Raw genomic sequence first — 25,795 nt, 5'->3', positions numbered from 1 at the left:
CATCACCCGTGTCATCTTGCAAAGTGCCGGTAGCCAAAACGTTGTCAGCGAGTGAACACTGTCGCCTTGCGCTGCGGATCCGCACACACATCCCGGACCAGCCGCCCCAAATCCAGCTCCGCCCCCACATTCGGATACACCATCCAACCCCCCAGCACCTGCCCCAGGAACACCGAGAACCGAGTGAACCCATCTCGCCCCGGCACCCACTCCACCCGCACCGCAGGATCATTCACATCGATGCTCACCCCGTTCACGCTCACCCCCAACCGCTCCCCATCCCGGAAGAACACCAGCACACCCCCACCCGTATCCGAGTACACCCCCGCATAAGCCTCCGGCGACCCCGCCATCCCCCACCCCACCCCGCTCGCCGGATCGAACGCCACCGCAGCGCCAACCCCGTTGAACGGCCGCACCGGCAAACGGGTAGCCCCGGCCTCCAGGCCCGACCCATCCGTTCCCCCCTGCTGACCGGACCCGTTCACGCCGCCCGGCTGCCCCGATCCACCGCCGTCATCCTGGTGCCCGGCGCCAAACGAATTGCCCTGCGAGGGCCGCTCACTCGGCTGTGCCGCCTGATACGGATCACCCATCTGCGCCGCCGCATCACGCAACCACGCCGGCATCGAAGGCTCGGGCGCAGCCGTCCCATTCCCCGACGCCTGTCCGCCCGTCGACGAGCTCGCAGCGGCAGTCCGCCCCTGCGAGTCGATATTGGATGAGGTGCCCGACGACTGTTGTTGTGTCCCTATGGGATTGGCCCGCCCTTGCTCCGGCCCAGGCTCCGCAGGTTCCTCCTCGAAATCCGGCACCGGCCAAGGCCCCGGATCGTAAACAGGCACATCCATCCGCTCGGGCATCGGCTCGAGCTCGAACTCCCGCGGCGGATGCGGAATATGCGACCGATAAGCCCGTCCCGGCAACCCACCTCCAGCCCGCCCATCATTCAGCGGCGCGGCCCCACCGTCATCATCGTCATCGTCGTCGCCAGGCGTGCGAGCCGACCCACCAGCCTCCCCGTCGCTGTCATCGCCCTCGCCATCGGAGGAGCGGGCGGGCCCGCCGGTGTCGCCTTGGTGCGTCGGCTCATGCGGCGCGCCAGTGCCGTCTGTGACCGTGGGCGAAAGGGCACCGGGGCTGAGGTTTTCAGCCGGGTCGTCAGTGTCGGGGTCGAGTTCGGGCGCAGTTGATTTGCTCGGATCCTCGCCTGCCGGGCTCAGGTCGGGGATCTGGCCGCGGTCCGGCTCATCCGGTGTACCGGCGTCTTCGGCGTCCGTGGACGAACGAGCAGTGGGGCTGCCGGTGGGGGCACCACGGGAGTCATCGGCTTCGTCGCCTGGAGGTGTCGGATCTGGCTGTGGTGGGGCTGATTCGGGAGTGGTGTTGCTTTCGGTCGACGCTGGGGTGGGTGGGGTGTAGGGGGTGGGGGCGTAGCGGATGCCTTTGCGCCAGTCGGTGAGGGGTGGGCGGTGGGCGTCCCAGTGGTGGCCGAGGCCGATGGCGTGGGCGTTGGCTTCGTTCCAGGTGGCGTCGGGGTGGCGGCGGAGGTAGTCGGATTCGGCCAGGGCGTCTTGGAGGAGGATCAGGTCTTCGGGGAGGGGGGTGCCGGTGGTGAGGCGGATCCAGGCTTCGGCTACATCTGCCAGGCGGTCCATGGGGCGGTGGACGAAACCGCCTGCGGGGTCGGTGTAGTCGCGGACCAGGTGGGTGTCGCGCATGAGGTGGTTCTTGATCTGGGCGATCTGGGACTCGGTGAGGTCGGGGATGTCCAGGTCCAGGTAGCCGGTGAGGGTCCGGGCGATGAGGTCGGGGTCGGCTCCGGCCAGCAGAAGTTCACGGATCTGGGTGAGTGCCTCGGCTATCTCGGGGCGGTGGCCGGCGGGGAACTTGTCCGCGATCTCCTTGGCCAGGTGGTCGATTCGGGATTGGAGTTGCTCCTGGTGGGCCGCGATATCGCCGGTGCGGTCGAGGCCGGGGTCGCCGGTGATGAGACGTTCGCGAACCAGGTCGACGAGGTCGCGGGCGGTGTCGGCGTACTGGTCGCGGCGGTAGCGGGCCAGCTCTCTGGTGATCTGCGCGATATCGGTGTCGTCGGAGAGGAAGCGCTCGTACTGGGTGTCGGCCCAGGCTTGCACGCGCTGCCAGGCTTCACGTTCCGCTTCCCATTGAGCGCGCAGGGATTCGGGGATCTCGGTGTCACCGGATCGATCGCCGTGCTCGTCGGGGTCCCAGGGGCGGTGCATGGGCTGCACATTGGTTTCCGGGCGTGCGAACCACTTGTAATCCATGAAGGCCAAACCGAAGTACGGGACATCGGCCAGCCAGGGGCGCGCCCTGACCCATTCGCCGATCTCGGGGTGCCGCTGGATCCAGCGCACCACCATCGGAAGGCTCGGCGCCTGCACGGCCATCAGGATCAGACGCACGATGTTGTAACTGTCCGCGCCCCAGTGCTGTTCGAACAATTCGACCCCGGGCGGCAGGTGGTGCAGGCCGTACGCCTCGTCCGAGCCGGGCGGACGCACCACGGGCAGCGCCGATTTCGGCATCTGGCCGGGCGGAATGTCCTGGAAGACAACGAGACCGTCGTCGACGACATCCTCCATGCCCCAGCTGCTCACCCCGTCCGGCAGGGGCTTGGTCTTGAACTTGCCGTAGTTGCGGTCGCCGCCGGCATCGGGCCGGTTCACATGCCATGACGGGCGGGTGGCGTCCACCGGATGCCATTCACCGTCCGCGTCCTGCCACATGGTGACGTTCAGACGGACGGCGTTGAACGGCTCGGACACCAGTCGCCGCACGGCGGGTGGTGGCAGCGGCTCGCTGCGCCAGTTGCCTTCCCGATCCGCGAGCACCCGGCGGAACTCGATGGTGGCGCCCTCGCGCACCAGCAGCTGCGCGGCGATCGGGCTGTTGCGCAGGGCGTCGGCGAGGGCGTCCTCGTAGACGGTGCGGGGAGCGTCGGCGTCCGAGCGGGAGCCGAAGACGACGATCCGGCTCGGATCACCCGGCAGCACACCGACGCGCGGGGTCACCATGAAGCCGCCCTCATCGCGGATCTGGCCGCGCCAGACCCCGGCCACGCGCGCCATCTCGTCCTGGAGCTGCCCGATGCGCAGGTGGGCCCGGTTCACATCGGCGGCGGCCTCGGCCAGCTCATCGATTTCCCTGGTGCGCGTGCGCACTTCGGCGACGTCGGCGCGTCCCGCCCAGAAATCGGCGTCGAGCTGGGCGCGCAGGCGGGCCAGGGTGGCATCCAGGTGGCGGCCGAGAGCGTGCTCGTTCGGCCGGCCGTCGTCGACCACGCCCAGCCGGATCGCGAGTTCATCGCGGGTGCGCCGTCGCGGCTTGATCTCCTGGAGCAATTCGCCGCGCTGCCTGGCCAACCGGTCGAGTTCGCCCGCGACGTCGTCGAGCGGGGCGCGGAAGCGCACCACCCCGGCGTCGGCCAGCTCACGCATCCGCCGTTCGAGTTCGCGCACCTCGCCGTCGAGATCGCCGTGGCGCTCGGTGGCTTCGATGAGCTTGCGCAGCACCGCCTCTCGCTGCGCCCGCTCCCAATCACTCACCGGCACCCGGGTATCGCGGGACGCTTCGTCCAGTCCGCCCGGCCGATGCACGATGTCGGATCCGGCCGCCTCGAAGGCCGCGGTGATCGCCCGCTCGCGCGCATCGGGGTCCATGCGCACCCACTCGTCGGACGCGCCGACGAGACCCAGCCGGCGAGCGCGATCATTCGCCTTGGCCGCCACGAACTCTCGTTCGCGCACGGTGTCGCGATGCTGCTGCAGCAGTTCGTCGTACTGCGCGACCAGACCGAGCTCCTCGGCCAGCTCCCCCGCCTCCCGCGCGGCCCGCACGAGCTGCTGGGCGAGATCCTGCAGGTCGCCGCGCAGTGCCGAATGCGCACTGTCGAGCGGTGTGGTCGGCACCTCCGCCAAGGTCCCCAGCACTCGTTCGGGCGACAGTGCCGCATCGTCCACCCGCAGCCGCAGCCGCCGCGCCAGCTCCCGCACCATGCCCGCCAGCGCTTCCCGCTGGGCTATGGCCGCGGCATGCTGCCGAATCAGCGCGGCGCGCGCCGGATCGACTGCCGCGACCTCACCCGGACCAGACCGCCCCGCATCGGTTTCCGACCGACCAGCCGCTGGAAGGCCGTCCACGGAGTCGGTTGCGTCGGCATCGGCGGAGCCGGATTGAACGGGCTCTCGCGGGCCGTGAGCAGACGTGATCGGTTGTGGTTGCGCCGATTCCGAAGCATCCGGGCGAGGCTCGGCCACGGGGGCGACCGGGCGTGGGCCCGCGGGCCGGGTGGGGCCGGAATCCGGGGCTGGAGTCGCCGGGGGTTGTGGGGTGTCCGGGTCGGTGGGGAGATCGTCGGGTGGGGGGTCCTCGCCTTCGACGCGCATGCGCATGCGGCCGTGCTCGTCCAGGTCGAGCAGGACGCGGCGGACGGTGACGCCGGGGTGCGCGCGCAGGTCCCGCAGGATGGGGTGGCGGGCTTCGGCGGCGGTGAGGCCGGCGAGGTCGGGGAAGACGCCCCAGCCGACCACGACGATCACCGGGGGGCGGTCGCCGATGACGCCGAAGTTCTCGGCGATCGGGCGTGCGCCCTGGCCGAGCAGGGCGGCTCGTTCCATGGCGGCGGCCAGGTCCGAGAAGCCCTGGCGGACAGCGGCATCAGCCTCGTTGAGGCGGGTCGCGGCGGCGGCCAGGGCGGCCAGGCGGGTGGGGGTTTCGGCGTCGGGGGCGACCAGGGCGCGCAGGCGATCCAGGGCCTGGTCGATGCGGGCTGGGGCGACCTCGGCGTCGGCGACGGGGAGGCCGGTGACCGCTTCCCGGACCGCGGCCTGGGCTTCGTCGCGGGCGCGCAGCAGGTCTTCCTGGGCCACCAGCAGGCGGCGCACCTCGGCTCGCGCATGCGTGGCGGCCGCGTCGACGGCCAGGCGGTTGTACTGGCGCGCAACGGATTCCAGCTCGGCGATGGCGGCGGCCCGAGCGCGGATCTCGTCGCGCAGTTCGGCGTGGACGCGGGTCAGTTCCTCGGGGGTGAGCGCCTCGTATTCGTCGATCTTGCCGTCGCGGAATTTCTCGTAGGCGTCGGCCAGCTGTTCGGGTGTGGGGTTGCGCAGGTTGACGCCGAGCAGGGCGGCCCAGTCGGCATCCGGCTCGGGGCGGTCGTCCGGATCGCCGGGGCGGGGCTCGGGGCCCGGACCACGCAGGCGCTCGCCGAAAGCGGCCGGGTCGGTGATGATTTCGCGCAGGAAGGCCGGTGCGGTGTCGTCGTGGATCGGCGGATCATCGTCCGGGACGCGGGGATCGAAGGCCCGCTCCTCCGGCGACCGGCGGTGATAGTCGTCGATCGCGTGCAGCGCGCGGGCATAGTCCGCCAGGGCTTCCAGGCGGGCCGCGCGGCGCTGATTGGCATGATTCAGGTCGTCGATGGTGGCGTGCAGGCGCACCGGATCCAGGTCGGCGAGCGGGATTTCGAGCTGCTCTGCCAGATCCACTCGGGCCGTAGCGGTTTCCTGCGGAGAGCGCGGCGACGGCTGCACTGCCGTATTCGGATCACTCTGCCGGTCAGTGTCATTGGGGTCGGTGGCAGAGTTCGGGGCGACTCGCCAGGGTCCGTCGCCGTCGCGCAGGAGGGTGAGGGAGACCGGGCGGCCATCGACCTCCGTGGTGATGTGGCGGACTTCGGGGACGGCGATGCGGCCGGCGTGGATGGCGCCCTGCGCATCCGCCCACACGACGCGGAATTCGAGGGTCAGGCTGCCGTCGTCGAGAGATTCGGCGATGCCGTTCGGCTGAGCGAGGAGGTCGGCGAGGCGCGATTCGTGGGTGAGATCGGCGGCGACGATGGCCAGGCGCATCGGGTCGCCGTCGAACAGGGCCACGCCCGGTTCCAGCATGACCCCGCCCTGCGCGGCGATGTGTTCGGGGATGGCCAGTTCCGCCAGCTGCCGGGAGAGCTGGTCGACGAGTGCGTCGAGTTCGCTGTATCGGATTGCGGCGGCGTCGAATTCGGCGATGTCGGCGGCGCGCTCGGTATTGTCCGCGCGGAGTTCGGCGAGCGCCTCGCCGAGGGCGGTGTGCGGGCTCAGGTCGGCGCGGGCCACGCCGAGCATGTGCGCCCAGTGGCCGCGTTCGGTGCGCAGTTCCTCGCGGCGCAGGGCGTTGATGAACCATTCGCGGGTGCCGTCGTCCTGGCCCGGCTGGTCGGAGTAGGTGAGATCGCCCCAGTCGCGGCCGGGTTCGCCGCCATTGTTGACGCCCTCCCAGTCCAGCATGGCGGTGGAGTGGCCTTCACTGCGGGCCACGTCGCCGAGAAAGCGCGCGAGCGGATTCTGCTCGAAGTGGTTGAGCTCGCGCAGGAATGGGATGTAGGCGTTCTCGTCGAGGTAGCGCTGGGCGACATCGGCCAGGCCCTCGATGGCGCCCGCGCGGCGCAGGTTGCGGTATTGCAGTTCCCGGTGTGCGCGATGCAGTTCGCCGGGGGTGAGATCCGCGAGGGGTCGGCCGAGTTCGTTTGCGGCCCAGTACAGGTCGTCGCCGAGCCGGTTGCGCTCGGAAAGGGCATCGCGTAGTCGGTCCGCCAGGTCGTTGATCGCGTCGGCGGCCGGACCCTGGGGATCGGAGAGCTCCGAATCCGGCACGGGCGCTTCGACATCCGATTCCAGGCCGGGGCGTTGCGCGGGATCGGGGGTGGTTCCGGCCTCCAGTTCGGCCTGTTCTCTGGCCTTGGCGCGGGCTTCGTCGAGTTCGGCCCAGTGCAGCAGCAGGTGTTCGGGGATCTCGCCGCGCTGGCGGACCAGTTCGGGGTCGGCTTCCAGGAGCCAGTATTCGTAGTCGCGTCCATCGCGGTCGCGCGGGGGCTGGAAGTCGTCGTTGTAGCCGGCGCGGTAGCCGCGGAGGAAGTCGCGGATCTGACCGCGCTTCTTCCACATGGTGGCGATCTCTTTGAGAATGCGCGCGGGATTGAACGTGCCGCCCAGGTCGACGTCGCCGTAGTACTCGATCAGCAGGGTCTGCCCCTGGCCGTCGATCCCGGAGCCGGACGGGTATTTGGGTACGTCGTCGTGGTGCTGCCAGGCGTCCTTGAACCACTTCCAGAACTTGCGCAGCTTCGACTCGGGGGCGTCGTCCTCCTGTGGAACCGGAAGGCGCTCAGTCGATTCCGCGGGCTCCGGGGCCCGCAGCCGGTCGGTGTTCTCAACCCGCCACGTGCCGTCCGCATCGGCCACCAGCCGCACCGGCAACCGCTGCCCGTCGACCTCGACAGTCAACCGCCGCGTGCCGCCGGGCTCGGCCGCCTCCGCCTGCCGCGCGGCCTGCACGGCATCGGCGAGATCCGCGATTTCCCTTGCGCGAGCGAGGATTCCGCCCCGCAAGGCCGCGAGGGCGGCGGGCGCACGCCCGGGTTCCACCACGGCCTCCGGAATGCCCAGCGCCCGAGCCCACTGATCGCGCGTCGCACCGATCTGCGCGCGCTGCACATCATCGGTGGCGGCCCGGTGCCGCGCCACCGCATCGGCCAGCGCCTCAACCGCCCCGGCCCGCAACAGATTCCGATACCGCAGCTCGGCCATGGTCCGGCCCATCCGCTCCGGCGTGAGATCCGCCGCGTCGACCCGCAGTCGCCGCGCCAGCGCATCCCGTACCTGCTCGGGTCCGGTCAGCCGCGCCTGATCATCCCCCGCCCGCATGGCGGCGGGACCGGGCACGTCCAGCCGATTCACCTCGGCCTCGGCCTCGGCCACCCGCCGCGGATCATCCTGGAACCGCCAGTACTCCTCATCCCCGTGGACTTCATCGATATCGAGCGCCGCGAAGTCCTCCGGATACCGCATGGCCCCGGGCTCCACCCCCGACTCGGGAGCCCCGGAAAACCCTCGCACCCGAGCGATCTCGGCCAGCTCCCGCAGCGCCCGCACCGCATCCGGATGGTCCGCCAGCACCCCGTCCAACCCGAGCGCGGCCTCCAGCGCCCGCAGGTAAGCCCGCTGCGACTCGGTCAGCACAGTCGGCTGGAACTCCCCGCCCTCGGCCGCCGCCCGCTGCGCCTGTGCCACCTCGTCGAAGAACCGCAGCACCTCCCGCACCGGATCAGCCACATCCCGCACCGGCACCGCAACCGAATCCTGCTGCCGCGCAACAACACCGGTCTCCGGATCGGTCGACTCCAACTGCCCCGGGCGGCCGACCGGCTCCACCTCCCCGCTGGTCTGCGGTACCCCATCACCCGAAAGCGGCTGCGTCGCTTGGCCATCTCCCCCGTCTGGATCGTCCGCACCCGGCGCCACCGGAGGCGTTACACCGCCGCGGCCGCCGCCCGAATCGTCCCCGCCGGGAGCCACCGGCAGCGCTGCACCAGCGTCACCCTCATCCGAACTGCCTGCATCGGGTGTGGTGTGGTCGGAATCCGCGAGGTCTGCCTGCTCTTGCAGGCGGATGACGTGGTCGGCGGCCAGGCGGGCGAGGAGTTCGGCTCGTTCGGCGCGCAGGCGGGTCCAGTCGGCGTGGGGCGTGTCGGTGCCCGCGTACAGGTCGGCCATGCGACGGGCGCCGGCTGCGTGTTCAGCCATCATTCGGGCATGCCAGACCGCCTGGGCCAGGCGTTCGTGGCGGCGTTGGGGGCTGTCGATGCGGCTCGGCGGGTTGTCGCCGGACGGGGTGGGGTCGTCGACGCCACCGTCCGCCGGTGGACGCGGCGGAGCTCCCGCACCTCGACCACCGGATGCGAGGGGCGGTGTCTGCGAGCCGGTTTCGTCCGTCTCCGGCTGTGTCGGCTGCACGTTCTCGGGTTCGGGTTGCGGCCGAGCCGTCGAACCATCGTTCGCCGGTGGGGATTTCGGCTGTTCCGGGGCGGACCGGGGCGGGTCTGGGGTCTCGCCCTCAGGGGGGTGTTCAGCACCGGGCCCGGGTTCGCTGCCGTCGGAGGTGGTGACGGGGACTTCCGGGCCGCGGGTTTCGGGCTGGGCCGGAGGCGGGGTTCGCGGTGTGGATTCGGGGTGGACCGTGGTGGTTTCAAGGCTGGCGAGGATGGCCGGGTCGGGGGTTATGCTGGCTTCGGTGAGCAGGAGGACGTAGAGGACTCGGGCCGGTTCGGTGGCGTTGACGCCATTGGCTTCGACGTCGGTGAAGGCCTCGGCTACGGCTTCGGTGGGGTTGAAGCGGCCGTCTTCGTGGAAGCTGTAGCCGCTGAGTTGGCGCAGCCAGACGTCGAATTCGGCCCTGCCGACCTCGGGGCGGGTGGCGGCGTAGTGGGCCAGCAGGGCGTCGAGGGCCCGGCTCAGGGCGCGGTGGTTGCCCGTGGAGGCGAGGGCGTGGCCGAATTCGTGGACGACGGTGCGGTAGCCGTCCGGGTAGTGAGTCGGAGGGTGGAAGGTGTCGGCGCGGGCGTGCTCGCTGGGTGGGAGGCCCGTCTCGCGGCGGGAGTAGTAGCCGACATCCAGTTCCATGGTGGTGCCGATGCCGGCGGTGCCGGGGCGGCGCACGAAGATCGAGCTGCGGTCGGCCAGCCAGGCGGCGGGCTTGCGGCCGCCCTTGCGTTGCGGCTGTAGCGCATTGATGTCGACGACCTGCAGGTTGACGCGGGGGAACCGGGTCAGCAGGTCGTCGAGAGCCTTGGCGGCCTGGCGCACGGCGTCGGGGTCGACGCCTTCGGCATTGAAGCGCAGGACCCGGATGCCGTGCCGCTGCTCCAGCACCCGGACGATGTCGGCGTGGCTGCGCTGCCCCCATTCGTCGGTCATGGTGGTCGACGGCGGCCACGGCAGATCGGAGGTCGGGACGGTGAAGCGTTCGGAAATGCGCCGCCACAGCGAACGGTCGGGGTCGCCGGCGGGGGTGTAGTCGCTGCTGCGGACGACCGTCATATCGAGGAGGCGGATGCGGCCGCGATCGTCGAAATCGACCCGCTGGTAGCCGATTTCGTCTTGCATGGCGACCACTCGCCGCCGCACTTCCGGGTGCACGACCAGGTCGGGGTGGCCCGCCGAATCCACGACCAGGATCCGTGAGCGGCCTTGCGAATCGGCGGGGAAACGCACCATATTGTCGGCCAGCCGCTGACCGCCCGCCTCGGCGAGCACGGCGCGAATGGCGGTGGCTTCCGCGTCCGCGCGCAGGCCGGTGCGGTTCGGGTCACCGCCTGCCGCCTCGAATCGACTTGTCAGCCGATGCATTTCATTGCGTGCCCGGATGTTCCGACGCCGTTCACGGCCGGACCGGCCGGGATCGGGTGCGGTCCGATCGCGGACGGCTGCGGCCAGCTCGCGGACGCTGCGGCCGTCCACATCGTCGATGCCCAGCCGCCGGGCGTGGGCGACAACCCGATCGTAGGCCGCCACCTGATCGCCGAAGGTGGCGAGCGTGCGCGCGAGTGCGGGATCCGACGGCGTGAAGTCGTGCGTGCGGCCCAACTGCTGCCAGCGGTGGGTGTTGTCGAGGAACGATTCGCTCACATCGCCTGCGCGCAGCCGGTTTTCAGCGGTTTCCGCGGCGTCGAGCAGGGCCAGATCACCGATCAGCGCGCCGACCTCGGCTTCGAGCCGTGCATTCGCGCCGAATTCCGCTGTGCGACGGTCATATTCGGTGCGCAGGGCCTCCGCCAGTTCAGGCGTCCGCAAGCCCGCCGGGTCGAGGCCGAACACACGCACCGCGTCGTGCACGGTGTCGGCCAGTTGCCGCCGCAGCCGCTCCGCCGACTCCAGTCGAGCTTGGTGCGCCGGAGTCAGCGGGCCGGAACCCTCTGGCTGCGCGGGCGAATCGGAACGCGGCGCACGGGAACCGTCGTCGACACCGTCCGCACCACGCGGGTCCGGACCGGCCGGGATCTCCGGACGCCCGCCGCCGGACAGCAACTCCCGCAGGAACCGCCGGAACCGTCCCCCACTCGAATCGCGGTCATCGGCGCGTGCGTTCCCCGAATCAGTTCTGTCCGGCCGTGCGTCGTCTGGTTCTTCCGAAACATGCGGCCGCGCAGTGCCATCCGGCCCGGAACCATCGGCCGCCAGGCTCGCCATAATGGTCGGATCCGGCTCGAAACCGGCCTCCCGCAACAGCAGTGCGTACAGCACCTTCGCCGGTTCGGTCGCGTATACCCCGTTCTCCTCGACATCGTGGAACGCCTCCGCCAGCGCCTCGGTCGGATTGAAGGGCCCGCGCGTGCTGTAATCCCCGTCGGGTCCCACGCTGAAGCTGTAGCCGCTCAGTTGCGCCAGCCAGGTCTCGAATTCGGCCCTGTCCACCTGCCCCCGGGTGGCTCCGAAATGATCCAGCAGCGTTTGCAGCGCCTGCTCGGCGGCGCGCTTCTCACCGGCATTGTCCAGCATGTGCGCGAACTCGTGGATCACCGTGTAGAGCGCGGTGGGCAGGCGGCTGGGCGGATGGAATCCGGGCTCGGCCGTCGCGAGATCGGGTCGCACCGGGCGGTGCGCGTCAGGGCGCGAGGCGAATTCGACGTCCAGATCTACGAGGGACACCGAGCGGGACGGAGCACCGCCGGTCCAGGAGAACGGCCGGGTCCGGTGCATCACCCACGCCGCCGGGCGCAGGTCGGCGGCCACGGAACCCAGTGCGCTGATGGTCATCTGGGCGACCTCGATGCCGGGATACCTGGTCAGCAGTCCGTCCAGGCCCTGCGCGAACAGGCGTACCGCATCCGGATTCACGCCCTCGGCATTGAACCGCAGTACGCGAATTCCGTGGCGCTGGGCGAAGATTCGCACGATGTCGGCGTGGCTGTAATCGGCCCACTCGCCGGTCAGTTCGGTCGAGGGCGGCCAGGGTTCGTCGCTGGTCGGCGTCGGTCTGCGGGTGGATCCGGGCTGCTCCGCGTCGCCGTCCGCGTCCGGCGGCGGGGAGAGATCGTCGTAATCCGTTGCGTCCCAGCCCCAGGACTCGACGCGGGCGATCCCGTCCTCGTCGAATCGGACGCGGTGATACTCCACGACCGTGCCCGGTTCCGCGAGCAGATCGCGGACTGCCGGATCGAGGGCCAGATCCGGATGCGCCTGAGTGCCGACCACCAGCATGCGCGGCGCCATGGCGGTGGTGCCGCCCATGCGCGTGATGGTGAATCCGAGTGTGCGCCCACCGGATCCGCCACTCATCGAGCGCAGGGCGAGCCGCTCGGCAGCAGCCCGCACGTCGACCATGGCCGGGTCGCCACCGGCGTCGGTGAATTCCGCCAGGTGCCGGTCCATTTCGGCTCTGGTAGCGGGATCGGCGTCACGCAGGGCGGCAACGAGCTGTTCGGCACTGCGGTTCGCGGGATCGACGCCCGCGTCACGGACCAGCGCGGCCATCCGCTCGAAGGCCACCAGCCTGCGCCCGGCCTCCGCCAGGGCCTCGGCATCCCAGCGGGATTCGAGAGCGCGCTCGGGTGAACGCCGCCAGCGGGCCCGCTCCCGCGCGGGCACGGGGTCGCCGGACTCGACAGCGGCGCGGACCTGCGCCGCGCGGTCCGCGGCGCGCAGCAGTTCGGCGATCTCGTCGGCTACCCGACCGGCCGTGAAGACCTGATGCTCGGCGTCGCCGAGTTCGACGCTCGGCTCGTCGGGATTCGCGAGCGCGGTCCGAGCCGCATCGACCCGAGCGTGCAGACCATCCATGACGGCTCGCACCGCATCACCCAGCTCGCGCCCGGACTCGGGAATCGGGTGGATGGCCAGTGCGACCGCCAGCCGCCGGGCATCGGCGAGGAATTGCTCCTCCTGCCGCGTCAACGCCGCCACCCGCTCCGCGACCACCGGCGAATCCGGTTCGACCGACATGCCGAGGTCCTGCGCTCCGGCGTCCGGCCGCCGCGAACGCTCATCCAGCGCAGGCGAATCCGTGTCCTCCCGCGAACGCTCGCCCGGGACAGTCGTGTCCGACTGCCCGGCGCGCAGGCCCTGCATCGCGCGCTCGGCGGCGGACACCACGTTCAGGTCGTGGATCAGCGCATCGGCCGCCTCGTACACCGCACGCAGCCGCTCCTGCGCCTGCACCCGCGCCGCGCGGAGCTGACTCTCTGGCTGCCCCGCGAGATCACGCAGCCCCGCACGGAGTTCCTCGAACACTCTGACCCGATGCTCGTGGATCGCCCGCGCCACCTGGCGGGGATCCAGCCCGTCGGTATCGACGCCCCAACTTCGCGCCGCCGCATAGGTATTCGCCCTCAGTTCGGCATGCGGACTGGTCGCCGCGTCGAGCCGTGCCCGCACATCGGAGGTGCGCGGCGCTTCCCCCTGCGGCTGAGGCGCCGGTTCCGGGGTCCTCGGGGTATCGGGTGTTTCCGACTCACCGACGTGGTCCGTCGAGCCGTCGCCATCCGCGCCCGGTCGGCTAGCGGCATCGTCGGGCGCGGCGATCGGATCAGCTTGTGCTGGAGGCAGATCGGCGATGCCGGGGGTGGGTGGGCCGTTCGGGTGGAGGCTCGCCATGATGTGCGGGTCGGGTTCGATGCCTGCTTCGCGGAGCAGTAGGGCGTAGAGGACCTTGGCCGGTTCGGCGGCGTCCACGCCGTTCTCTTCGACGTCGAAGAAGGCGTCTGCCAGGGCTTCCGCAGTGCGGAGGCCGCCGCGGCGATTGAAGCTGTAGCCGCTCAGTTGGTTGAGCCACGTGTCGAATTCGGCGCGATCGATGTGGCCCCGGGTTGCGCTGTAGTGCTCGACCAGGCTTGCGTAGGCCCGGGCGAAGGCGCGGTTGCTGCCGGTGGCGTGCAGGGTGTGGCCGAACTCGTGGATGGTGGACATCCGGATCAGCGAGGAGCTGCGGCGGGGGCGGAAGCCCAGGGGCTCAGGGGAATCCGGAGTGTCAGGGGCGTCGATGTCGCCCGCGTAGCGCAGACCCAGGACGATCGTGGTGACGAAGCCTTCGCGGTCGGGGCGCGTCGCGAAGGGTGAACCGCCCGGCAGCACAGCGGCATTCGCGAATTCGGGGAGTCTGCCGATCAGGACCGTGCGCACATGCGACTCCGGATACCTGGTCAGCATCTCGTCCAGCGTCGCGGCGAAGACGCGCACCGTGTCGGGGTCCGCGCCCGCGCGGCCGAGATAGCGCACCCGGATGCCGTGCCGCTCCTCCAGAATCCGCTTGATCTCGGAGTGGCTGCGGTCGGCCCATTCATCGGTCAGCAGCGTCGACGGCGGCCATGGCGGAGTGGATGATTCGCCGTTCAGCACATCCTGGATGCGCTGCCACATCGAGCGGCGGGCGGGGGCCTCAGGCGTCGACGCGCGGGCCCGGGAACCGTCGTCGGCACTGCCGTCCGAGCGTCCGTCCAGACCATTGCCCGGCGCGATGTTCGCCTCCGGTGCGCCCGGCAGCAGACCGCGCAGGAAACGCCGGAAGTTGCCAGGCGAATCGTCGTCGCCGGCTCGCGGGGCGGCAGCGGGAGCATCGGGGGTTGCCGGTCCATCCGTAATGGGTTGCCGTGCCGGGTCATTCGTGAGGGGTGCCGAATCCTGGGCGGGATTCAGGCTGGCCAGGATTTCCGGGGCCGGGTCGATGCCCGCCGCGCGCAGCAGGACGACGTAGAGCACGCGGGCGGGCTCGGTCGCATCGACCCCATTGGATTCGACATCGTGGAAGGCTTCGGCCAGCGCTTCGGGAGGGTTGAAGCGGCCGTCCTCATGGAAGCTGTAGCCGCTGAGCTGACGCAGCCAGGTATCGAATTCGGCGCGATCCACGTGCGGGCGGGTGGCGCCGAAGTGTTCCAGCAGGGCTGACATGGCCAGCCGTCGGGCGCGGCCGTCGCCGGTCAGGTCGAGGACGTGCCCGAATTCGTGAACGGCGGTTTGATACGCGTCGGGGTCGGCGGACGGGGGATGGAATCCCCCGGACGACCTCGGTGGAAGAGCGCTCTCGTGGTCGGAGGCGTGGCGGACATCCAGTTCCATGGTGGAGGCGAAACCGGTGGTGCCCGAACGCCACACGAACGGCGACCCGCCGCCGGCCACCCAGGCGAGCGGCGGCTCATCGCCCCGGCGATCGGAGAACAGGCGGTTGATCGTCACCACGTGCAGGTTGGCGCTCGGGTACCGGGTGAGCAGGTCGTCCAGTGCCATGGCGAACAGGCGCACGGCGTCGGGATTCACCCCCGCGGCATTGAAGCGGCGCACCCGGACGCCGTGCCGCTCGCTCAGGACGCGTGCGAGGTCCTCGTGGCTGTAGCCGCCCCATTCGCCGGTGATCCGCGTGGACGGGGGCCAGGGCATGTCGGAGGTCGGAGTCGTGAAGCGCTCGTTGATGCGCTGCCAGAGGGATCGGCGCGGGGCGGGATCCTCGGCATGGTCGGAACCGGTCGGGCGCACGGCCATGTCGGTGATCCGCACCCGGCCCGTGCTGTCGAACTGCACTCGGCGGTAGGCGAATTCGTCGCCCAGGGCGGCGACCCGGCTGCGCAGGGCAACCGGGACAACGCTGTCCGGGTGCGGCGCGGAACCCACGGCCAACAGGCCGGAGCCGTCGGGTAGTCGCACCACTCCGTCGGCCCGGTGCATTCCGCCCGCTTCGGCGAGCACGGCGCGCACCGCCTCCGCTTCGGCGTGAGCACGCAGTCCGATGCGGTCGGGGTCGCCACCGGAACGCTCGTATTGCCTTGTCAGACGGTCTATGTCGGCACGAATGCGCGCATTGCGGCGGCGTTCGGGCGCACGCTGGTCGGGGCGCGGCGCGGTCCGGTCCCGGATGGCATCGGCCAGGTCCCGCACGCTACGACCGTCCACGTCGCCGATACCCAGCTGACGCGCGTGCGCGGCAAGGGAGTCGAACACTTCCACCTGACGGCCGAGCGCCGCCAGCTCGCGCGCCACCGCCGGATCGGCCGGGATGAAATCTCGGTCGGGGCCGGACAGTCGCCACTCGGACGGTGCGGTGAACCGGGGGGCATCGAAATTGTGTGCGCGCAAGCGTTGTTCGGTGATATCCGCCGCGTCCAGCAGAGCCAGATCGTGCAGCAGCACATCGACCTCGGCATCGAGCCGCACCCGGTGACCGGCGGGCGGGCCGCTGGAATCATGCTGCGCCGCTTCGATATCCGACAGTCGCCGCTCGTATTCGGCGCGCACCGCATCCGCCAGCTCGCGCGCGCTGCGGCCGGCCGGGTCGACGCCGAAGCTCCGCACCCCCTCGTGCACCGATTCGGTCAGCTGATCGTGCAGGCGCTGCGCCGTCTCCAGCAGAGCGCGTTCCGGTGCGGTGAAATCCACCAGGTCCGCGACCTCCGGTCGCGATACCTGCGGCGGCACAGTCACATCCGCGACGGCGGGCGGCTCGGGAGCGATATGACGCCAGCGTTCGACCTGGACAACGCCGTCCCCGTCCACAATGACCCGCAGATACGTGAAGTCCGTGCCCTCCGGAGCGAGCGCGGAGCGCACCACCGGGTCCATGGCCCGATCCGGATGCGGCTCGACGCCCACCAGCACCACGCTGTCCGGGCGGTCACCGACGCCTGGTACGCGCCTCAGTCCATAGCCGAGCGGGGTACCGCTCTGCGCGTCGAGCAGGGCGCGCACCGCCGCCTCCTCGACGCGGGCACGCGCATCCGCCGCGACGGGATGCTCGTCGCGGGCGATGACCGGGGAGTCGGACGGGTCGCCCCCAGCGGCCAACAGCTGCCGCGCGGACTCCAGCTCCGCAGTCGGATAGGTGAATTCGTGAACCCGCCGGGATTCGACAACCTGCCACTGCCGCCCATCGTCCGCCTCGGGAATCGAATCACCCGACCTCAGAGTGGATTCGGCGGCTGCGGCCACCTCGGCCAGCCGCACCAGCTCACCGATCTCGCCGGTCACCCGGCCCGCCCAGTCCGCCCGCAGTCCCGCTCCGGGCCCCTCCTCCCCCGCCAACCGTGCCACGGCAGCGCCGGCGGCGTCGACCAGCTCCGACCCGTTCAACCCGTCGGCGTCGACCTCGAGCGCTCCGGCCAACTGCCGCGCCTGCGCAAGCAAATGCTCTCGCTGCCGCGCCAGCACCTCGGCGCGGTCAGATCGGGACGACTCCCCATCGCTCGCCGAATTCCCAGGCCCGGCAGGATCTTCGGGGCTGTTGCCGTCGGCTCCAGTGGCAGGGTCGGGCGATTCGCCATCGCCGGTGCGGGCGTCGGGCTGCCAGAAATTCAGCTTGTCGGCGAGACGGCGCAGACGGGATTTCGGGGCCTCCGGGCGTTCAGCCTCCGGCTCGGGCCGGAGTTGTTGCGCCCCTGGCGTTTCACTGTCCGCAGCGGCCGTCGACGGGGGTTGCGCCGACCCGTCGATCGAGCGAGTTCGATCCGGGTTCGGCTGGCCGCCGGTGGTGCTCGGTTCATCCAATGCCGCCGGAGAGCCGCCGGTCGAAGGGTTGGCAGGCGGCATGGCCGGGGAGCCGCCGGGGTCGCCGCCGCCGAACCAGTAGATGTCGATCCAGTCGTCGTCATCGGGGTCTCGACGCGGGCTGTTCCATTCGGAGCGGGCGTCCAAAGGCGGTACGGCGTAGGGGATTCCGGCACGCCGGCCGGGGAGGGGCGGGCGGTCGGCGTCCCAGTGCAGACCCAGGCCGATGGCGTGGGCGTTGGCGTCGTGCCAGGTGGCGTCGGGGTGGGTGCGCAGGTAGTCGGATTCGGCTAGGGCGTCGCGGAGCAGCAGAATGTCCTGAGGCACGGGATTGCCGGCGGTGAGGCGAATCCAGGCTTCGGCCACGTCGGCCAGGCGGTCCATCGGGCGGCGCACGAAAGCGCCTGCGGGGTCGGTGAAGTCGCGCACGCGATGCTCGTCGCGCATCAGGTGGTTCTTGATCTGGAGGATCTGGTCGCGGGTCAGTTCCGGGTAGCCGACGTCCATGAACTGGGCCACGGTCTGCGCCAGACGGTCCGGGTCGGCGTCGGTGCGCAGCAGGTCATGGATGTCGCGCAGGGCTTGGCGGACCGCGTCGGGGCTCGGGTCGTCGAACTGCTTCGCCACCTGCTCGGCGAGACGGTCCACGGCCTGAGCCAGTTCGTCCGGATTCGAACCGTCGGGGAGTTCACGCACCCGCCCGATCAGCGCCTGCGCCTGCTCGAGCTGCCGGAGCAGCCGATGCACCGCGACATTGTCCGCGATCACACCGACCTCGGAGTCATTGAGCAGGAACAGCTCGTACTTGCCGTCCGCCCAATCCTGAACCTGCTGCCAGGCAGCGTAATCCGCGTCGAATGCCGCGTGCAGACCCTCCGGGATGTGCGAGCGGTCCACCTGTGGGCTGTGCTCGGCGGGATCGAACAGACGGAACATCGGCTGCACATTGCGTCCCGGCGAGGCGGTCCACTCGTAGCCGTAGAACGCCGTCCCGAAATACGGCACATTGCGCAGCCACGGGTGCGCCCGCACCCACTCGCCGATCGCCGGATGACGTTGAATCCAGGCCTTCACCGCCGGATGCTGCGGGGCCTGCGCGGCCATCAGGATCAGACGGACGATGTTGTACGCGTCGTCACCGATGTGCTGACCGAACAGCTCCGTGCCCGGAGGCAGGCCGCCGGTGACGTTCTGCTCCTTCGCACCCGGCACACCGACGGGCAGCACCGTCTCCGGAACCGCGCCCGCCGGAATATCTTCCGTGGGCAGGGCGGCGTCGTTCACGACATCCGCCATGGCCCAGCCGCTCACCCCGTCCGGCGGATCCTTGGGCGACCAGCGCTTCAACTCCGCGTCGCCCGCGCGGCCGGGCTGCCAGTCCGGTCGGGTCGGGTCCACCGGATGCCATTCACCCGCACCGTCCCGCCACAGCACCACGTCCAGGCCGCGGCCGTTCACCGGTGCGGCGGCCAGACGGCCCAGCTGCGGTGGATCCATTCGTTCCGCGCGCCAACCACCATCGCGATCGGCGATCACGCGGATCATGCGGATGTCTGCGCCCGGACGCACGAAAGCCTGTGCCGCGGCCCGGGATTCACGCAGTGCCTCGGCCAGCGCCGCATCGTGATCCGCGCGCGGGCTGCCCGCCTCGGCTCGCGGGCCGAAAACGATGACCCGGGGGTTGGGGCCGTCCACGACGGCGACCCGCGAAGTGACCATGCGCGCGCCCACGGCCTCCGCCAGCCGCTGGTACGCACCCGCCACCCGGGCCATCTCGTCCTGCACCCGGCCGATCCGATTGTGCGCCCGGCTCACATCGCGCGCGGCATCCGCCAATCCGTCTGCGAGACGGTCGATCTCGGCACGCTGTTCGGGGGTCGCATCGCGCGCGTCCAGCTCGGCGTACATCCTGCGGAGTTCCGGTTCCAGCCGATCCGGATCCACGTCCAGGCGGGCAGGATCGATACCCAGCCGGTGCGCCAGGTCGTCACGCATCTCGCGGACCGGTTTGATCCGGCGCAGCTCCTGGGCGCGCTCACCAGCCAGCCGATCGAGCTGAGCCCCGACTTCCTCCGACGGCACGCGGCGACCCTCGACCCCGGCACGCTCCAGTTCGGTCAGCCGCCGGTCCACCTCCGCGATCTGCTGATCGAGCTCGTACACCCGCTCCGCCGCCAACTCCAGCTTGCGGATGGCTTCCCGGCGCGCCGCCAGCTCCTCCGGCGAAACCGGCCTACGCTCCACGGTCGCGGCCTGCTCCAGCCCGCCCGGCGTCTCCACCCGGTCATACCCGGCCCGGTCGTACAGGCCGAGCACCGCACCCTCGTGATTCCCCCCGCCCAGCACCGTGTCCGGATCGGTGATGCCGAATCGTTCCGCCCGGTCATTCCGCTTGGCCCGCTGGAACTCCCGCTCCCGAGCCAACTCCTCACGCTGCTTGACCAGCTCGTCGTACGCTTCGCGACGCGCAGCCGCGTCGGCGTCGGTGCGATCACCGGGGCTCACGTCACCGGAGCCGCCGTTGCCGGGTGCGGAATCATCGGCGGTCCGATTACCGGGGGCCGGGTGATCCGGTTGCTCCGGGGCGGCTTCACCGCGTGCTTGCGCGGCAATGGCTTCGAGGCGCGTGTCGATCTCGTCGAAGTCGGCGCGATGCTGTTGCAGGAGTTCCTCGAATCGTGCGGTCTGCGCCGCGCGATCGGCTGCGCCTGCGGACGATCGCAGTGACTCGGCCAGTGCATCGAGGCGCGCGCTCAGCGCATCGAGGTGATCGTCGTTGCGGGCCATGGCATCCCACACCGCATTCGGATCGGAGTCGGCGCGCCCGCTGTTGTCGCCATCATCCGGGCCGTCCGGGGACGCGGCTGCAGGGGGTGAATTCGGCGGCTCCGAAGGCGGGCCCATCGGGGGTGCGGCGGCGGGATCACCGGCCCGCGCGGGGGACGGACCGGCACCGTCTGCGGGAAGAGTTGCGGGGTCGCTGGTTTCGACCTTGCCCGCGAGGCCGGCGGCGGCGTCCCAGGCGTCGCCGTACAGCTCGGCGTAGGCGCGTTGGCCGTCGGTCGCGGGTGCGCCTTCGAGGAAGGCGTGCAATTGCGCTGTGCCGCCGAGGAATCCCGCATCCCATAGAACCTCGAGGTCGGTGGGATCGGCGCGGTAGGCAGCGTTGCGGGCGCGGTGGAAGCCTTCGTCGTAGGCGCGTTCCAGTTCGTCCACGGGCAGGTCGTGGTCCAATTGCCGCAGCTGCTTGCGCAATTCGATCTCCATGGCGTGCGCGCGGGCCTCCTCGCGCAGCATGAGTTCGATGTAGTCAGCGCGCGAGAGTTTCACCCGGTCACGGGAATTGCTGGCCGAATCGCCCTGCGCGCTGTCCTCGACGTGGGCGGTGGCGTGCACGACCGCCAGCGCCTGCTCCACGTCGGAGACGCCGATATCCAGCACCACCACCCGGGCGTCGGGCTCGTAGCGCGGCTCGGCGCCCGCCTCGAAACGGAAGCGAACACCGTTGCGCTCCAACAGTTCCAGCGTGCGGCGGCCCAGCTCGGTGCGGTCCAGTATCCGGTTGATCTGCTCGGTGCGCTGCATCCCGGCCTCGTCCGCCCGATGGCGGGCGACGCCGGGGTCCGGCAGGTGCTCGGCCTGGCCGCCGTACAGGGCATTGGCCTCGACGACCGATTCCGGTGTGCGGGTCACGCGCACCGCGCCCGCACCGTCGACGGTCAGATTCAGATAGTGGACCTCGACAGCCGGGTCGGCCATGGCCGTGATCACGCCCGAATCCAGTTCGGCGGCGCGCTGCAATGGTGTGTCGTAGTCGCCGCGCACATCGACGATGTAGACGCGGGGCGGGGCGCCCTCGATCACCGCGACCCGGGGAGTCACGATGCGGCCGTCACCGCCGGCCAGGAACAGCTCATTGTCGAGGACGTCGTAGGCCGCGGCGGCGGTCAGGTCGTCGGCCAGGCGCGTCGCGTTCGCCTGCTCGATGCGGTGCGCGTCCAGCAGATCCGACAGTTCGAGCAGACGCTGTTCGCGGCGCAGGAGATTCGCGCGGCGGTCGGCCTCGGGACCCGTCAGGGGGTCACGGGTGAGATCGGCGGGATCGATGCCGAGCTGCGCCGCCAGCGCCGTGCGGTTCCGCTCGACGCGAGCCAGGGCCGCGTCCACCGCCGACGGCAGCGACTCCGGGTCATAGTCCGGAAGACGCAGGGCGCGTGCGAGTTCCCCGGTGGAATCGGCCAAATCCGCAGCACGCAGCCAGCTCATACGGCGCTGGTTCGCGAGATCCCGCACCGTGTCCAGGGCGGAATCGTCGGTGATCGTGCGGAGGGTCGGGTCCGGGTGCGGCCCACTGTCGGCGAGGAAGCGGTCGTAGCCCCGGCCGTAGTAGTCGCGATAGTTCGCGACATCCGCGCCGGGGCCCCAGGCGGCCGTGCCCACCGCCTGCACAATGGCGCGAATTCCGGCCTCCCGGGCGTGGATTCGGGCCTCGTCGGGACTCAGACCGGCATCGACGCGGCCCGCCAGATCGCCGTCGTAGGCCCGGAAGTAGGTGGTCTCGTTGCGCTCCACCGCAATGTCGAAGCCGGCCGACCGCAATTGCCGCGCGAACTCGTACTGGCGGGCGTGCGCAGCGGCCTCCTCGCGCACCATGGCGTCGATGTAGGACTCGCGCGACATGGCCGGGAGCTCGTGCGCCAGCACCGTGCGACCGGTATTGGCGAACTCCGCGTGCACGGCCTCGTGCACCACCGAAATCGCCTGCTGCAGTTGCGGACTCCCGGCCGTGTACACGGTCGCCAGCAACTCGTGCGCCCGATAGTCGGCGCTCTGCCCGCCCGGCGCCCGGTCCGCATACCGGGTGCGCACCCCGTACCGCTCCATCAGGGCCAGCGCGTCACGGCCGACCTCGGTCTCCTCCAGCAGCGCCCGCACCTGCGCCGGATAGGGATCCAGCGACGTGCCCACCCGGGGGAACGGGAACTCACCCGGCTCCGCGCCGGCCCGCGGCGGCACCGGATCACCTTGCGCGTCATACAGCACAACCGACACCGACCGCAGCTCCCGCGGCACCTCCGGCGGGAACCCCTGCCGAATCCCCGCCGCCCGATCAACCACCTCGAGCATCAGCTCCCCCGACACCGGATCCCGCACCACCCGCACCACATACGCGTGCGCCCCCACCCCGAATTCATCGGTGGGCCCGGCATATTCATCCACCACCAGCGCATGGGCCCCCTCCCCCAACGCCAGCAGCGCACCCCCCACCGGATCATGCGGCGGCACCCCCGCCGCCACTCGCGGCACCCGGGTCAACCGCGCCCCCGCGGCCTCCTCCAACTCCGCCCGCGACATCCCCGCCGGACCCACCGGCTCCTCCGGCACCCGGACAACCCGGCTCCCGGTACCCTCCCGAATCTCCAGCAGCGAAAGCCGCCCACACTCTCCCCGATTCTGCTCATCCGAAACCCTCCGTGCCGCAGCCTCCGAATCCTCTGGGCGCAGTGATGTTTCACCCTCGCGCCGACCATCAACAGGCTCCGTCGCATCGACACGACGACCACCCGGGTCCGACTCATCGTCGGTGCGACGCCCAGCAGCCGAGTCGGCGTCAGCGGCAAAATGTCGGCCAGCGTTGTCCGAGTCGTCCCTGGTGCGACTGCCAGAACCCGGCTCGGCATCGGGGCGGGAGCCGTCGGCCCGATCCGGGTCCGCTACGACGCGAGGTCCGGCCATCTGGACCGGCTCGTCCTCGGATGTACGGTTGGCAGCCGAGGACGGCTCGCCCTGGAGAGGATCTGGAGCGTGGTTCGCCCCGGGATGCGCGGGATCCAGCGCGCCGCGCCCGGGGAGGCCCGAGTTGTCGACGCCCCGAGGCGATTCCGGGATTCCAGGCTCGGCGGCAGGGGGCCGCCTCTGCGGATCGGCAACTTCGGTCTGCGGGCTCTGCTCACCCTCGCGGGCATGGGACTCGTTGTCGCCCAGTCGGAGGGACGTGATCTCGCCCGTGTCGGTGTGGAGGCCCGCGGTCAAGTCCGCGCCGCCGACTTGTGGTGACTCCGTCAGGCCCGCACGGTTTTCCGAAGGGGGACGGCGGGTTGCCGAGCCGTCACCCATTGCCTCGGCACGAGGGGCGGGACGCAGTGGCTCGGCGGGGGGCAGCTCTGCGGGGGCGGGACGGAGGCCGGGGCGGCCCGCGCGGATCTGGGCGGGGGTGGAGTCTGCGGGCGGGCGAGCGGGATTTCCCGATGCTGCGCGCGCGGCGTCGGCCAGGGCGGCGGGTGCGAGTGGATGGTCGGAAGCCGTGTCGTCTGTTGGACGGTCATCAGCCGAGGTGCGGGAGTCCTGAGAATCCGCGTCGAGAGCTGATCGGGAAGTATCGGACGCCGGGGAGTTGGGCTGGGTCGAGTCCGAATCGGTGGTGGTGCGGCCTATTTCGGCGGTGGACGGCGGGGTGGTGCCGTTCGCGGTTCCGGGCGCGTCCGGGGAATTCGGGGCGTCGGCGGAGCGCACCGCGTCGCCGGGGGAGGCTGGTGCGCCTGGAGCCGCAGCAGCGGGGTTTCCTGGCGGCACGGCCGCTGGGGATTCCGGAGTTGCGGCCAGGGACTCCGGGGAAACAGCGAGGGGAAGCTGTTCGCCCAGTTGCGGGGTGGATGCGCCGAGGGCGGCTTGGCCCGGGGCGGCTTGGACACCGGCGTCGAGTCCGCCTGCTTGTGCGGGACCGCCGATTCCGGGGGTAGCGGCGGGACCGGCTGCAGGGAGACCGGAGCGGTCGGTGGTGGCGGTATTTCCGGTGCCGGTGGTATCCGAGGGGGCAGCTGCCGGGGAGTCGGCCAGGGGTGGCTGCCTGGGCGCGTCGGGGGTTCCCGCTCGGCCTGCGTCCGAAGAGGTTTCGGGGCGGCCGGTGGAGCCGTCGCCTGCGGTGTCGGCAGTGGGGGAACCCTGGGGCCTGCCTGCGTCGCGGGCGGCGTTGGCGGCTGCGCCGGATTGCTGCTGAGTGTTGCCCGTGGACTGGTTCGCGCCGCCCGATTGAGAAGTGGACTGCGAACCGCCGGATTGGCCACCGCTCGCAGAACCCTGTGTGCCGCCGCCAGTTTGGGAAGCGCCGGAAACCTGTGCGCCACCGCCAGTGTGCGGTCCTACCGCACTCTGTGCACCACCGCCGGCTTGGGGAACTCCAGCGCCCTGCCCGCCGCCACTGGAGTGTGGTGCACCGGAAACCTGTGTGCCTCCGGGGTTTTGGTTCGCACCGGATTGTGTGCCGCCGGGGTTGGTCGCGCCGGATCCGTCGCCCACCGGGGTGTTGGCCTGCGGGGCGCCGGAGCGGGAACCGTCACCGGTGGGCTGGGTCGCGCCGCCGTCGGGGGTGCCACCGGGGCCGAGACCCGGTGCGCCCGCGCGGGGTTCGCCCGGGGAAGTGGGGGCGGCGGGATCGGGGGGTGGGCGGAAACCGATGCGGGCCCCGTCATCGTCGGGGGCGGGGGTCGGGGTCGGGGTCGGGGTCGGCGGGCGATACCACTCGGGGTGGCGGTTTTGGTAGAAGGCGTCGGCGCGGGCGCGGTTCATGCCGGAGGCGGCACCGTTGGAGGCGCCGGCGAAGAACATGCGCGGGTCTATGTTGGTGAGGGCGTTGCGGGCGTTCTGGGCGGCCTTGTCCCAGTCGCCGGTTTTGAGGCCGTCGATCAGGTATTGGGTTCCCACACTGGCCAGGAAGCCGGCGCCCGCGCCGACCAGGCCCGCGCCGGTGCCGATGATCGCGCCCTTGACCCAGGGCTTGATGATGTCGTCGTCGAACTTCTTGCCGAGCCAGTCGCCGAAGGGGCTGGCCGCGCCCGCGCCGACGGCCGAGCTGACGGCGGTGACCAAGACCGTCTCCCAGTTGACGTCCCTACCCTGGTACTTCCGGACAGCGATCTCCTGGACGACGCCGAGGATGGTATCGATGGAGATCTCCCGCACCAGGAAGCCCGCCGCACGCTCGCCGACAAGCTTGGCGACCGCCTGCACGACCCGGTTCATCAACCGCTGCGCGAGCATCCGGATACCCACCCGCGTGACACCGATGGCGACCGCCTCCACCGCCGGAGCAGTCGGCGGAAACACCCATGCCGCAATGATTTCCGCCAGCAGCAGAGCCAATGACGTGATCATCATCAGCTGCGCGTACTCGATCTCGGTGCCCACATCGTCGGCCGCGCCCGCGATCGAGTCGAAGGACTCGGCCAGCTTCTCCAGCGAATTGTCGCCACTGCGCAGCTCATCGAAGGCGCGCGTCATCTCCGCAACGCCCTCGCCGGACGGATACGCCTTCAGCGACGCCGATTTCGCGGCATCGATGTCTTCGAGGATCTCGCGCAGACCGGACGCGGCAGTACGCCAGTCGCCGCCGATCCCCCACATGCCCTCCGGCTCACCGGCGGGCCAATCCGATCCCGCCACCCACTCCAGCGGGAGCAGGTAGGGGGGAAGTTCGGCCATATGCTGTTACC

The 25,795-nt window shown here is 70.7% G+C and carries 1 protein-coding gene; it reads right to left on the bottom strand.

Annotated features, from left to right (window positions below):
• Positions 1–44: 44 nt before the first annotated feature.
• Entirely contained in the window at positions 45–25,784 is a 25,740-nt protein-coding gene (locus H0264_RS05955; RefSeq protein ID WP_181583029.1) for a WXG100-like domain-containing protein, read from the bottom strand.
• Positions 25,785–25,795: the final 11 nt, after the last annotated feature.

Source organism: Nocardia huaxiensis, assembly GCF_013744875.1.
Taxonomy (GTDB): domain Bacteria; phylum Actinomycetota; class Actinomycetes; order Mycobacteriales; family Mycobacteriaceae; genus Nocardia; species Nocardia huaxiensis.
The sequence above is the reverse complement of the archived record's forward strand: the minus strand, read 5'-3'. Positions and strand labels throughout refer to the sequence as shown.